Source organism: Sphingopyxis selenitireducens, assembly GCF_051550705.1.
In the GTDB taxonomy this organism is placed as follows: domain Bacteria; phylum Pseudomonadota; class Alphaproteobacteria; order Sphingomonadales; family Sphingomonadaceae; genus Sphingopyxis.
On record NZ_JBPULG010000003.1, the window covers coordinates 677854 to 689063 of the forward strand.

Sequence of the window (11210 nt, forward strand, 5' to 3'; positions counted from 1 at the left end):
TGTCTCTCCTCGATCTGTCCTCGATCTGTCTTGGGGGTCGTCGGACGCGCCACCTTCTGAACCGCGCGAAAGACCGGGTCGCGGCAGCTGCCGCGGCCCGGTCTTTCGCGCGGGGAGGGGACCCGCGTTCAGCGGCTCTGCTTGCCCTGGTCCTTGGCTCCCGACTGCTTGCCGGCGCCCGACTGGCTCTTGCCGCCGTCCTGCTGCTGCTGGCTGCCCTTGCCGGACGAGCCGCCCTGCTGCTTGCCGTCTTTCTTGTCATTCTGTGCCATGACGCATCCTTTCCATGCGGCCCGGAACGGGCCATTTCGGAAACCCCGCGCTCCCCCTGCTTGTTGCGCCCGGAGGCCAAGGGTTGATCGAAGTTATACGCTTTTGGCGGTTCGCCTCCAGCAGTGGACGCGCTCGGGTCCCGCGGCGCGGCTGGCGAAGTCCGCGCTATCGGCCTAGGCTGCCGCTGCGCCGCTGCGGCTCGCTCAGGCGAGGCACGCGGTGATACCCTCGATCACCGCGATCGTTTCCTGCGGATCGCGCACCCGCACGGTGTCGAGCCCGAGCAGCTTTGCTGGATAGTCATTGCCGCCGGGAAAGATGGCATCGCCGATGAAGATCATGTCGCCGAGGGCGATGCCGCTCGCGGCGCTGAGCTTCTTGAGGCCATAGCCCTTGTCGACGCCTTCGCGGGTGATGTCGATCGACGTTGCGCCGCCCATATTGATCGAGAGGCCGGGAAGCCGCGTGCGCAGATCCGCCTGGATCATCCGGCGCTTTGCGAAATCGGGGTCCCAGACTTCCTTGGCCTCGATCGGCGCCCGCTGGCCGAGCGCGGAGAAAGTGATCTGGCTGCCGCGGTCCTCGATACGCTCGCCCCAGACCTCCTCGGGCACGAAACCCGTCGCCTCGAGGGATGCATCGAAGGCCGCGAGGATGCGCGCTTTCTCTTCCTCTTCGAAGAGCTCGGCGTACAGCGGCGTCCAAGCGCCGGCGCGGTGGACGAAAAGCTTCGTGCCCGTCGTCGGCATCAGCCAGAGCCTGTCGCGATCGGCGTCTGCCGGAAGGCGGCTCGCGACCTGCTTGTCGAACTGCGGCCAGTCGCCGCCGGAGATCACGGCGACCTCGGCAACGCTCAGGAGCTTAGCGAGCGCAGCCCCCATCTCGGGGAGGAGCGGCTGTTTGCTTTCCGCAAGGGTTCCGTCGAGATCGAAGGCGACGAGTTTCTTCATGCTTTTGTCCTCTGCGGGCTGTCGCCGGCGGCCGGCAAGCATCAAAATCGCCCGACGGCGGTCGAAGTTCCTTGCCGCGTTTCTCCCGGCTCCCGGTCGCGGACAGGCACGGACGGGCATCGCGGTCCAAGTAGCTTCCGCAGTTGCCGGGAAGGAGGGGCGCCCCGGCGGTCCCGGGGATCGCTCGGCGGACGAGGCGCAAACGCAAGGCAACGAGTTTGGCGCCGGAGGCGTTAGCGTCTCGATGACGAGGAAGGATTTTCGATGACGCCGCGTTGGCCTTCGGTCCTCTGGGTGGTACGCCACGGCCAGAGCGCCGGGAATGTTGCGCGCGATGCTGCCGATGCCGCGGGCGAGCTTCGCATTGCGCTCGACCATCGCGACGTCGACGTCCCGCTATCGAAGCTCGGCGAAGAGCAGTCGCGGGCGCTTGGCTCATGGTTCGCTTCAGGAGAAGAGGATGGCCGTCCCGAGATCATGCTGGCCTCGCCCTATGTTCGCGCCGTGCAGACCGCCGAGATATTTCGCGGCGCTGGCGGATGCGCCCCAGATGAGAAAATCTGCATCGACGAGCGTCTTCGCGAGAAGGAGTTCGGCATTCTCGACGGACTGACCCGGCTCGGCATCGAGGCGGCGCACCCCGAGCAGGCGGAGTTCCGGCTTGCGCTCGGCAAATTCTATCATCGCCCGCCGGGCGGCGAGAGCTGGTGCGACGTGATCCTCCGCCTCCGTTCGCTGCTCGATACCGTGTCGCTCCATTATGGCGGGCGCCGGGTGATGATCGTCGCACATCAAGTCGTCGTGCTTTGCCTCCGCACGATCATCGAGAATCTCGGCGAGGCCGAGATTCTGGCGATCGACAAGCAGGGCGACGTCGCCAACTGCGCGACCACCGAATATCGCTTCGATCCCGAAGCGGGCCGCGACGGCAATCTCGTACTGTCCCGCTATAATGTGACCGCGCCGATGGAGGGCGAGGTTCCGGTGACTAGCGAGCCCGATGCGATGGTGGCCGCGCGTGGCTGACGTGGTGCCGCTCGATAGCGCGTGGCTCAAGGCGAACCCGCTCCCAGATCATCGTGACAATGTCGACAAGAATGGGCGCGGCCGGGTGCTGGTGGTCGGTGGCAGCCGGCGCGTACCCGGCGGCATGCTGCTCACCGCCGAGGCCGCCTTTCGGGCCGGGGCAGGGAAGGTGACCATCGCGACGATCGCCTCGGCCGCGATCCCGATCGGCATCGCTTTTCCCTCCTGCGCGGTCGCCGCGCTTCCCGAAACCCAAGCCGGCGAGATCGCGCCCGAGGCGGCCAAGCTGCTGATCGCCGAAATGGCGCTGCACGATGCGATCGTCTTCGGGCCGGCGATGATCGATGCCGATATCGTCCAGATGCTACTCGAGGCGTTGCTGCCGGAGCTGCCCGGAGACATGTTCCTGCTGCTCGACGCCTTCGCGCTCCGTGCTGCCGCGGCGCATACCGAGGCGATCCGCGCGCGCGCCGGGCACATGGTCCTGACCCCGCACGAGGGCGAGCTCGCTGCGATGCTCGACATCGAGAAGGATCTGGTAGCGGCCGATCCCCTCGCGGCGCTCGCCAAGGCCGCAGACCGGTTCGGCGCCGCGGTGATGGTGAAAGGCGCGACCAGCCATCTCATCGCCGAGGGCAAATGCCTTGCCTATGCTGGCGGCGGTCTCGGGCTTGCGGTCAGCGGGTCGGGTGACGTGCTGGCGGGGCTGATCGCGGGGCTCGGCGCGCAGGGGCTCACGCCTCTCGAAGCCTCGGCATGGGGCATCTGGCTGCACGGCGAGGCCGGGCGCCGCCTCGGCGAAACCATGGGGCCGCTCGGCTATCTCGCGCGCGAACTTTTGCCGCTAATCCCTGGACTGATGCGCGGTGTCTGAGCTGGACCTCCTCGATCCCGACCTGCTCTGGCCGATCCTCGGCGCAGTGATCGCTGGCGCGATCATCGGCGGCGAGCGCGAATATCGCGCAAGCCCCGCCGGGCTACGCACCCATATTCTCGTCGCCTTGTCCTGCTGCCTGCTGATGCTCTCGGCCGTGCACCAGATGGAGTGGCTCACCGATACGCCCACCGAGGTCGTCCGCATCGATCCCGTCCGCATGGCGCACGGCGTGCTCACCGGCATCGGCTTCCTGTGTGGCGGGGTCATATTTCGCGAAGGGCTGAATGTTCGCGGCCTCACCACCGCGGCGTCACTCTGGATGACCGCGACGCTCGGCATATTGTTCGGGGTCGGTTTCTACGAGCTCGCGATCTTCGGGGGCGTCGCGACCTTCTTCGTGCTCGCCGCGGTAACCTGGACCGAGCGCCACGCGCCGCAGCGGCGCATTGCGCATATCACGCTCGAATATGAACCGGGGACGCAAATCGCCGCGAGCGAGGTGGCGGCCTTGCTCGCCGCCGAGGGTCTGAAGGCGATCACGGTCGAACAGCGCCGCAGCGGCGGCGCGCCGGGGTTCACCGCCATCGCTGCGGGCTATGACGAGAATTGTGCCGACGCGCTCGCCGCCGCGCTCACCGCCGACGTGCGCGTCGCCTCTTACGATATCAGGCCGCAGCAGCGATGAAGGCGGGCGGCGACGGCGCGCCGGGAGGCGGCGGAAAAGGCGGGGCAGGGTCGAGGTCGGCGCGCGCGCCGGAGCGCGAGCGCGAGGATGCGCTCGATTGCGATGCAATCGTCGTGGGCGCAGGCCCCGCGGGGCTCACCGCGGCGCTCTATCTGGCGCGCTATCGCCGCCGCGTCCGCGTGCTCCACGACGGCCGCTCGCGGGCGCTCGGCGCCCCCATGGCGTGGAACGTGCCGGGCTTTCCCGAGGGCATATCGGGCGCGGACCTCGTGGCGCGCCTGACCGTTCAGGCCGAGCGCTATGGCGCGGTGATCGAGGTCGGGCGCGTCGAGCGTCTGTCGGGTGCCGGGGACGGCGATAAGTTCACGGCCGAGGTCGAGGACGGTCGCCGCCTCTCGGCGCGCGGCCTGATCCTCGCGACGGGCGTCGTCACAAACGAGGCGGTCGTCGAGGCTGGAGAGCATGACGCGGCGGTGCGCAGCGGGGCGGTCCGCTACTGCCCGATCTGCGACGGGTATGAGCATCGCGGCCGCAGCATCGCGGTGCTGGGATCCGATCTCCACGGTGCCGCCGAGGCGATGTTCCTCCGCCAATATACCGACGACGTCACGCTGATCCCCAAATGGCAGGTCGCCCTGACCGAAGGACAGCGCGCCGAGCTCGAGGCAAGCGACGTCCGGATCGAGGACCGGCAGCTGCTCCGCCTTGTTCACAGCGACGGACGGATCGAGGTGCAGCTCGCGGGCGCGCAGGCGCCGCGCGTCTTCGATACGCTTTATCCCGCGCTTGGGTCGCAGCCGCGGAGCGAACTGCTGGCCAGGCTGGGGCTCGAAGGCGACGCCAATCGCTGCCTTCCCGCCGACGCCTTTGCCGAGCCGCTCATGCCCGGGGTCTATGGTGCCGGCGATGTTCTCGCGGGACTCGACCAGATCAGTACCGCCACGGGACATGGCGCGGCGGCGGCGACGCGGCTGCACAACTGGCTGCGCGCGCGCGAAGGCCATGTAATGGCCGATCAGCATTGACCGGGCGGGAATTCGCATGCCGGCATGGCTGGCGAGGCAGCGTGCACTCCCTCTGCTCCGGTTTGTCGCTTCCGGACCACGGTGAGCGGCCTCGGGTTGATCTCGATCATAGCGATTAACCGGCTTGCACCTGGGGAAATATGCTAATCAAGACTCGGCTGCGGCTCCACCCAGATCGGCTTCTCGTGGTTCCGGCATAATGCCGTAGTCCCATCCGTTGCATACGGCCTGCCGATCGATCCCTTACCGAGAGCCGGGTCGCGCCTGCTCCCGACACGACAGGAGCATCTATGCGTCCTTTTCATCTCCTGTTGTTCACCCACGACAGCACGGCGCCGCGCCGCGTCGATTTCCAGGCCGACGATCCCTATCAGGCGTTCCAGGCGGCGCTGAACGAGCGAAGCTGCTGCGAGGTCGAGCTTTGGGATGGCGACCGCCTGCTCGTGCGGATGAGCAAGACCGAGATTAATCTCTGGAAACTTCACGGCGCTCCCGCCAAGGCTCACGGGCCAGTGGTTTCCCCCGTGCCATCCGGCGCCGCAGCCGCCTGAACCCGGTCCCCGCTGCCTCGTTGAACGCGCGAGGATTGTCATTCGTCGGGCTCGCCGTCCGGTCCTTTCAGGAAGGCGTATGGTTCTGGTCGCCGCAAAGGCCGAGACAGGCATCGACAAGCGCAGTCATGAGGACGGGCTTGGAGAAGAAAAAGCTGCCGTCGACCTGGCGCGTCGTCAGCGGCACATTTGCCGAGGCATAGACGACGCCTCCGGCGGGGTGGCCGCGCCGATATTCCTCGGCAAGCGACCAGCCGTCGAGTGCTCCGGCGAGGCGGATATCCGTCACCAGCACCTGCGGCAGCGCTTCGGCGATCAGCAGCAGCGCATCTTCGGCTGATTCCGCCTCGCGCACCGTAAATCCTGCCGTTTCGAGCGCCTCGACGATGTTGATGCGTACGAGCCATTCATCCTCGGCGACGAGGGCGGTGCAGCGCGCGGGAGCATTTATGTTCGGTCCGGTGATGGCGGTGGCCCTGTGTCATGGATCGGATGGGAGCAGACGCTCGGCAACTGGCAGGGCGCTTGGCAGTGTCGGCGGAACGCATCAAGAGTTCAAGGGTTTCTCGAACAGTCGAAATTCTCGATTCGGGATAGTGGGGCAGGGGCTGTTGTCAATGCAGGATGAAGTCGTGATCGAGCCCGAAAACCCAGATCGCGGCCCGTCCGTGGCAGTGATCGAAACCGGTGCGCATCTCGCCGCGCTTGTCGAAGGATCCGATGATGCGATCATCAGCAAAGGGCTTGATAGCATCATCACCAGCTGGAACCCGGCGGCCGAGAGGATGTTCGGCTACTCGGCCAGCGAGATCGTCGGACAGTCGATCCTGAAACTGATCCCCGAGGACAGGCACGACGAGGAAAGCGCGATCATCGAGCGGGTCAAGGCGGGGGAGCGGGTCAAGCATTTCGAAACCGTGCGCCGCCGCAAGGATGGAAGCCTTGTGGATCTCTCGATCACCGTCTCGCCGGTACGGCGCGCCGACGGCACGATCATCGGGGCCTCGAAGATTGCGCGCGACATCACCGAGCGCAAGGCGGTCGAGGCTCAGCTCGCGCGCCAGGCCGAGCACCTCGCCCAGCTCAATCGCGTCGCGCAGATCGTCTCGCAGGATCTCGATCTCGAACGCATCGTCGAAGCGGTGACGGAGATCGCGACCGAACTCAGCGGCGCGCGCTTCGGGGCCTTCTTCTACAATGTTCTCGATAAAACGGGCGAAAGCTATCTGCTCTTTTCGCTCTCGGGTGCGCCGCGCGAAGCGTTCGAGCGCTTCGGCATGCCGCGCAACACCGCGGTCTTCGATCCGACCTTTCGCGGCGAAGGGACCATTCGTTCCGACGATATTCGCCGCGATCCGCGCTATGGCCACAGCGCTCCGCATTTCGGAATGCCCGAGGGGCATCTGCCAGTCGTCAGCTATCTCGCGGTGCCCGTCGTCTCGCGCTCGGGAGCTGTTCATGGCGGCCTCTTCTTCGGCCATGACGAGCCCGGCATCTTCAACGCCGAGGTCGAGGCGCTGGTCGAGGGGGTCGCGGCGCAGGCCGCGGTTGCCATGGACAATGCCCATCTCCACGAGGCAGCGCGCTTCGAGATCGCGGCGCGCGGGAAGGCCGAGGAAGAACTGCGCCTTACGCTTTCCGAGATGCGCCACCGCGTGAAAAACACCCTCGCCATGGTACAGGCGATCGCCTCGCAGACCTTCCGCGAGACGCCGCCCGCCGAATGCCAGTCGTTCGAGGCGCGGGTGCGCGCTCTCTCCGATGCGCACGATCTGCTCACCGAACGCCACTGGGGGACCGTGTCGGCTAGCGAAATGATCGAGCGGGCGCTCCATGCCTTCGACAAGATGAAGCCGGGACGCATCGGCCTCGCGGGAGAAGATACCGAACTTCCGGCGTCGCGCGCACTGCTGCTGGCGATGGTACTCCATGAGCTTGGAACCAATGCCGTCAAATATGGCGCACTCTCGGGCGATGCCGGCTCCGTCGATGTCCGCTGGGACATTACCGAGGAGGAAGGCCGCGACCGGCTGCGCCTCCACTGGTGCGAACAGGGAGGGCCGGCGGTCGCGCCGCCGACCCGCACGGGCTTCGGGACGCGCATGCTCGAACGCGCACTTCGCGCGCAGGGCGGGACTGCGCACATCGAATTCGACCCCAAGGGCGTGCAATGCGCGCTCGATCTGCCGGCCTGACAATATTCCAGGCGAGGTGACCGGGATGGGGTGTGATTGGGGACCTTCGGCGCAGCGCGGTTTCAGCTGGCTGGCCGGGCATCCCGGATTGGGCTAAGGTTTCGCAATGGCGGGCATCGGATCACGTATCGACGAGTCGGGAACCTTGCTTCGCGTGGCAGGGGGCTTCGCCCTTCGCCGCGACCTTGGCGGCCGCTGGCAGCTCGACCTTCGCCGCACTCCGGTCGATCATGTCGAGAAGCGCGTGCGCATAACCGGGGTGCTTGTCGGCGACGATCTGGTCGAGGTTGACGGGGTGGCGCCGGAAATCATCCTCACCCCCGCTGGCTCTGGGATGGACGATGCGGCCCGGCCGCTCGACTGATTGCGATCATCCGGACGCCGACGCAGTGCGTCGATGGCGTGATCGCATTGCAGACCCTCTTGTCGGCCGAGCCCTCTCATTTTTGCCGGGGGCGTGCCGGGAACGAAGCGGCGCGGCGCCGGTTGAAGTGGAATGAGCCACAGCATCGCCACGCCCGCACCCGCCGCCGATCCCTCGCGCGCGCTCGTCCTGCTTTGCGCCCTCGCGCAGATCGCCGCGGCCTCTCTGCCCGCGATCGGGATCGGCACGCCCGTCGGCGACCGGTCCGATGTCGTCCAGACACTGATCACGCCCGCAGGCTGGGCCTTTTCGATATGGGGGGCACTCTATTTTGGATCGCTGGTGTTCGCTGCTCTGCAATTCACCGCCGCCGGACGCGCCAATATGCTTTTCGCGGCGCTTCGCTGGCCCGCTGCTGGCGCCTTTCTCGGCAATGCCCTGTGGGCGACGTGGGTGCAACTGAACGACATCGACATCGTTTCGACGATCATCATCTTCGGTTCGCTGATTTCGAGCCTGATCGCCTATCGCCGGATCGCCGACTGGCCTGCGGGCTTCACCGCGGCCGAACGCTGGGGGGCGGTCCTTCCGCTTTCGGCGCTCGCAGCCTGGTTGACCGCGGCATCGATCGTGAACGTCGCCGCGACCCTGCGTTTCTATGGCGTGAATGCGCAGCCTGACGCTTCGTCAGTGATTTCGGCCGCGGTCGTCGTGGTCGGCGGCATGATTGCGGCGGCGGCACTTGCGCGCGGGAAGGGCAATCCTCCCTTCGCGCTGGTCTTTCTGTGGGCACTCGCCGCCATATATGCCGCCGGCGGCCAGCAGGCTTCCGTGGTCGCCGCGGCAGCCGGCATCGCTGCTGTTCTCGTGCTTCTCGGCCTGTACCTCGGATGGCGCGACGGGGGCGGACACCACTGGTCGGGCGGCGCGGGGGCTTAGCTTTCGACAGCTTCTGACGCTTGCCAAGACGTCCGCACGATCTTCGTTCCTGACCGCGGTCCCGTCCCGCGCTTGAGGCGTCTGCCGGGGCTCGGCCCCGGCGCAACGGGCTGCGCCCGTCCTCCACTGCCGTTGCGGCCCTGCGGGTGCGCCGGCGCCTGACGGCGCCCCGGCTCCCTCCCTGCGCCGCGGGACGGGCTCGCGGGAAAAGGCAGGAGACAGATCATGGGAGCCATCGGCTTCGTCAGCGGCACGATCGAGAAGGGGTTCGTTGGCGAGCTTCGTACCCTGTCGATCCGGGTGCCGATCGAAATCCGCTGCAATCGTGGCAAGGGGAGCGACGTCCAGCCCGACTACCGCGTCTACTCCGACGACATCGAGATCGGTGCGGGGTGGGTCCGCCTCGCCGCTGCGTCCGAGCGGCGCTATGTCTCGCTCGCGCTCGAAGCCCCCGAATTCGGGCAGCGGCGGCTCTATGCGAACCTCGCGCGCGGGGCAGGCCAGGACAATACTGACGCCTATGTCTTGCTCTGGAACCCCGCCGATTGACGGAGGTCGGAGAATATCCCGGCTTATCCCCGCATTGGCTGCAATATGCTGGTGCGCGGATGCTGCCGCCTTGATAGGGTGACGACGATGAAAAGCAGTACCGACCATCTTCCCCCGCACAAGCAGCGCGAACTCGAACGTGTCGTCGAGATCATCTTCGAAGAATTCGAGGATGCGCTGGCGCTCGCGACGCAGGGATGGAAGAAGAAGGGGCGCATTTCGAAGATCATTCTCTACGGCAGCTACGCGCGCGGCGGTTGGGTCGACGAGCCGCATACCGCCAAGGGCTATCAGTCGGATTACGACTTGCTCATCATCGTCAACGACAAGCGGCTGACCGATCGTGCGGACTATTGGTCGAAGCTCGATGACCGGCTCATTCGCGAACTGTCGGTGACCAAGATGCTGCGCACGCCGGTGAACTTCATCGTGCATAGTCTGGAAGAGGTGAATGGCGGGCTGTCGCAGGGTCGCTATTTCTTCATGGACGTCGCACGTGACGGGATCGCGCTGTATGAGGCCGAGGACAGCGAGCTTGCAGAGCCGCAGCCGAAGACGCCGCACGCGGCGCTTGAGATGGCGCGGGAATATTTTGAGGAGTGGTTGCCGAGCGCTCGCGAGTTTAGCGGTTCAGCCGACTACGCTATCCAGCAGGGCTGGCTGAAGAAGGCCGCTTTCGACTTACATCAGGCTACGGAGCGCCTCTATCATTGCGTCCTACTGGTCCGCACTTTCTATACTCCCCACATCCACAATCTCGCATTCCTCCGAACACACGCCGAAAGGGCGGACGATCGCTTGATTGATGCATGGCCCCGCGAGACGAAAGCTGATCGCGCCCACTTCGAGAAGCTGAAGGAAGCCTATATCAAGGCTCGCTATTCGAAGCACTACAGCATTTCCGAGGAGGAGCTCGCGTGGCTTGGCGAACGCGTGTCGGATCTGGCAAGCATCGTTGAGTTGGTTTGCCGCGAGCGTATTGCACTCTTGGAAGCCACCGCGAGAGAAGCAGGCTGACGTTGAAAAGCAAAGGGCATGGCAGAGCCCTCTCTTCTTTCAACGTGGAGGGGTCTCCCGCCGAAAGATGCCCCTTTTGCCTCCAGGGTCGCGTGGAGGCATTAAACCTGCGAACTTAGGCCCCTAGTGATCAGTGGCAATAAACACAGGTTATGTTGGGCGCGTTAGTTTTTGATTGGCCTGCTGATGCGGTAGGGGCCTTCGCGGTGGGTGAGGGGCTGGCCCTTCCAGCTCAATCGCACCATTTTTTCGGTGACCAACCGATCGATCGTTGCGTGGACGGAGGCCATCGCTTCACGCCAGTGAGGCCCGGGATTGATCGCGCGCGCGACCTCGCTTGGACATACCGAACCATCGGGCACGCGCGAGGCCAGCAAGGCGAGTACGGCGTCGCGTGCTTTATCTTCCACGCTTGCCTCCGCGCGATGATCGGCCTTTCGTCATCGGGTCAGGTTTCGGAGGCGGCTTCCACCCCGGAGGCGGGGTCATACGTTGTTGGCTCGTGCCGAGCCCCATAGCCCCAGCCTGTTGCCGCTCGATGCCCGAAAAGTCTGCTGCACCGGCATCATCAGGGGTCGCTCCGCCCCGCAAGAGATTGATCTGGTCTCGGCATCGCCGTGCCTCTTCGAAACCGAGTGCATCGACCGCTGCTTCCATCTTCTTTCGAAGCGTTTCGATGATGTCGGTCATCTTTGGATTGTCAATCGGCGTGCAAACGGGACCCCCTATCGGCGCGCAAAAGGGACCCCCTTACGCGAT

At 65.7% G+C, this 11210-nt stretch carries 15 protein-coding genes; 10 read left to right on the top strand and 5 right to left on the bottom strand.

The genetic code is table 11. The annotated features are described in order from the left end of the window. Positions 1-128 precede the first annotated feature (128 nt). Together ACSYDV_RS13170 and ACSYDV_RS13175 are read right to left on the bottom strand one after the other, a co-directional pair. Positions 129-272, bottom strand: a complete 144-nt coding sequence (locus ACSYDV_RS13170; protein WP_438324266.1) for a hypothetical protein — start codon at positions 270-272, stop codon at positions 129-131. Positions 273-476: 204 nt separating this feature from the next. Then, positions 477-1223, bottom strand: coding sequence for an HAD-IIB family hydrolase (locus ACSYDV_RS13175; RefSeq protein ID WP_438324267.1), 747 nt, complete (start codon positions 1221-1223; stop codon positions 477-479). Positions 1224-1487: 264 nt separating this feature from the next. Here ACSYDV_RS13175 and ACSYDV_RS13180 point away from each other — a divergent pair, with 264 nt between their 5' ends. The 5 genes from ACSYDV_RS13180 to ACSYDV_RS13200 all read left to right on the top strand — a co-directional run bounded on the left by ACSYDV_RS13180 (position 1488) and on the right by ACSYDV_RS13200 (position 5387). Continuing rightward, entirely contained in the window at positions 1488-2249 is a 762-nt protein-coding gene (locus tag ACSYDV_RS13180) for a histidine phosphatase family protein (RefSeq protein ID WP_438324268.1), read from the top strand. Continuing rightward, complete coding sequence (locus ACSYDV_RS13185) at positions 2242-3123, top strand: NAD(P)H-hydrate dehydratase (protein ID WP_438324269.1); 882 nt, start codon at positions 2242-2244, stop codon at positions 3121-3123. The genes ACSYDV_RS13180 and ACSYDV_RS13185 overlap by 8 nt, the downstream gene beginning before the upstream one ends. Further along, on the top strand, positions 3116-3811 hold the full coding sequence (locus ACSYDV_RS13190; protein ID WP_438324270.1) for an MgtC/SapB family protein: 696 nt from the start codon (positions 3116-3118) through the stop codon (positions 3809-3811). Before ACSYDV_RS13185 ends, ACSYDV_RS13190 begins: the two co-directional genes overlap by 8 nt. Then, positions 3808-4836 carry an NAD(P)/FAD-dependent oxidoreductase gene (locus tag ACSYDV_RS13195; protein WP_438324271.1) on the top strand — a complete coding sequence of 343 codons (1029 nt, stop codon included), beginning with the start codon at positions 3808-3810 and terminating at the stop codon, positions 4834-4836. Before ACSYDV_RS13190 ends, ACSYDV_RS13195 begins: the two co-directional genes overlap by 4 nt. A 290-nt stretch (positions 4837-5126) precedes the next feature. Beyond that, positions 5127-5387 (top strand): hypothetical protein, encoded by a 261-nt coding sequence (locus ACSYDV_RS13200; RefSeq protein WP_438324272.1) that lies wholly within the window; start codon positions 5127-5129, stop codon positions 5385-5387. Between the two features lie 67 nt (positions 5388-5454). On the opposite strand, the gene ACSYDV_RS13205 is transcribed toward ACSYDV_RS13200, so the two are convergent. Beyond that, on the bottom strand, positions 5455-5853 hold the full coding sequence (locus ACSYDV_RS13205; protein ID WP_438324298.1) for a response regulator: 399 nt from the start codon (positions 5851-5853) through the stop codon (positions 5455-5457). A 151-nt stretch (positions 5854-6004) separates the two neighbouring features. Between ACSYDV_RS13205 and ACSYDV_RS13210 the strand changes: the two genes are divergently transcribed. The 5 genes from ACSYDV_RS13210 (at position 6005) to ACSYDV_RS13230 (ending at position 10451) form a co-directional block, all read left to right on the top strand. Next, positions 6005-7582 carry a PAS domain-containing sensor histidine kinase gene (locus tag ACSYDV_RS13210; RefSeq protein ID WP_438324273.1) on the top strand — a complete coding sequence of 526 codons (1578 nt, stop codon included), beginning with the start codon at positions 6005-6007 and terminating at the stop codon, positions 7580-7582. Positions 7583-7688: 106 nt separating this feature from the next. Beyond that, positions 7689-7946 (top strand): DUF5818 domain-containing protein, encoded by a 258-nt coding sequence (locus tag ACSYDV_RS13215; protein WP_438324274.1) that lies wholly within the window; start codon positions 7689-7691, stop codon positions 7944-7946. A 132-nt stretch (positions 7947-8078) separates the two neighbouring features. After that, entirely contained in the window at positions 8079-8885 is an 807-nt protein-coding gene (locus ACSYDV_RS13220) for a TspO-related membrane protein (protein ID WP_438324275.1), read from the top strand. Between the two features lie 225 nt (positions 8886-9110). Then, positions 9111-9434 (top strand): DUF736 domain-containing protein, encoded by a 324-nt coding sequence (locus ACSYDV_RS13225; RefSeq protein ID WP_438324276.1) that lies wholly within the window; start codon positions 9111-9113, stop codon positions 9432-9434. An 87-nt stretch (positions 9435-9521) separates the two neighbouring features. Then, positions 9522-10451 (top strand): HEPN domain-containing protein, encoded by a 930-nt coding sequence (locus tag ACSYDV_RS13230; RefSeq protein WP_438324277.1) that lies wholly within the window; start codon positions 9522-9524, stop codon positions 10449-10451. A 164-nt stretch (positions 10452-10615) separates the two neighbouring features. Here ACSYDV_RS13230 and ACSYDV_RS13235 read toward each other — a convergent pair whose 3' ends face one another. Both ACSYDV_RS13235 and ACSYDV_RS13240 read right to left on the bottom strand, forming a co-directional pair. Further along, complete coding sequence (locus ACSYDV_RS13235; RefSeq protein ID WP_438324278.1) at positions 10616-10861, bottom strand: DUF3253 domain-containing protein; 246 nt, start codon at positions 10859-10861, stop codon at positions 10616-10618. After that, a complete protein-coding gene (locus tag ACSYDV_RS13240; protein ID WP_438324279.1) occupies positions 10851-11141 on the bottom strand; it encodes a UvrB/UvrC motif-containing protein in 291 nt (96 codons plus the stop codon). The genes ACSYDV_RS13235 and ACSYDV_RS13240 overlap by 11 nt, the downstream gene beginning before the upstream one ends. Positions 11142-11210 lie beyond the last annotated feature (69 nt).

Bases quoted from the DNA above. Each gene is read 5' to 3' on its own strand.
- ACSYDV_RS13210 (WP_438324273.1), top strand. From the start codon at position 6,005: ATGCAGGATGAAGTCGTGATCGAGCCCGAAAACCCAGATCGCGGCCCG.
- ACSYDV_RS13240 (WP_438324279.1), bottom strand. From the start codon at position 11,141: ATGACCGACATCATCGAAACGCTTCGAAAGAAGATGGAAGCAGCGGTC.
- ACSYDV_RS13220 (WP_438324275.1), top strand. From the start codon at position 8,079: ATGAGCCACAGCATCGCCACGCCCGCACCCGCCGCCGATCCCTCGCGC.
- ACSYDV_RS13175 (WP_438324267.1), bottom strand. From the start codon at position 1,223: ATGAAGAAACTCGTCGCCTTCGATCTCGACGGAACCCTTGCGGAAAGC.
- ACSYDV_RS13215 (WP_438324274.1), top strand. From the start codon at position 7,689: ATGGCGGGCATCGGATCACGTATCGACGAGTCGGGAACCTTGCTTCGC.
- ACSYDV_RS13180 (WP_438324268.1), top strand. From the start codon at position 1,488: ATGACGCCGCGTTGGCCTTCGGTCCTCTGGGTGGTACGCCACGGCCAG.
- ACSYDV_RS13230 (WP_438324277.1), top strand. From the start codon at position 9,522: ATGAAAAGCAGTACCGACCATCTTCCCCCGCACAAGCAGCGCGAACTC.
- ACSYDV_RS13170 (WP_438324266.1), bottom strand. From the start codon at position 272: ATGGCACAGAATGACAAGAAAGACGGCAAGCAGCAGGGCGGCTCGTCC.
- ACSYDV_RS13200 (WP_438324272.1), top strand. From the start codon at position 5,127: ATGCGTCCTTTTCATCTCCTGTTGTTCACCCACGACAGCACGGCGCCG.
- ACSYDV_RS13225 (WP_438324276.1), top strand. From the start codon at position 9,111: ATGGGAGCCATCGGCTTCGTCAGCGGCACGATCGAGAAGGGGTTCGTT.
- ACSYDV_RS13195 (WP_438324271.1), top strand. From the start codon at position 3,808: ATGAAGGCGGGCGGCGACGGCGCGCCGGGAGGCGGCGGAAAAGGCGGG.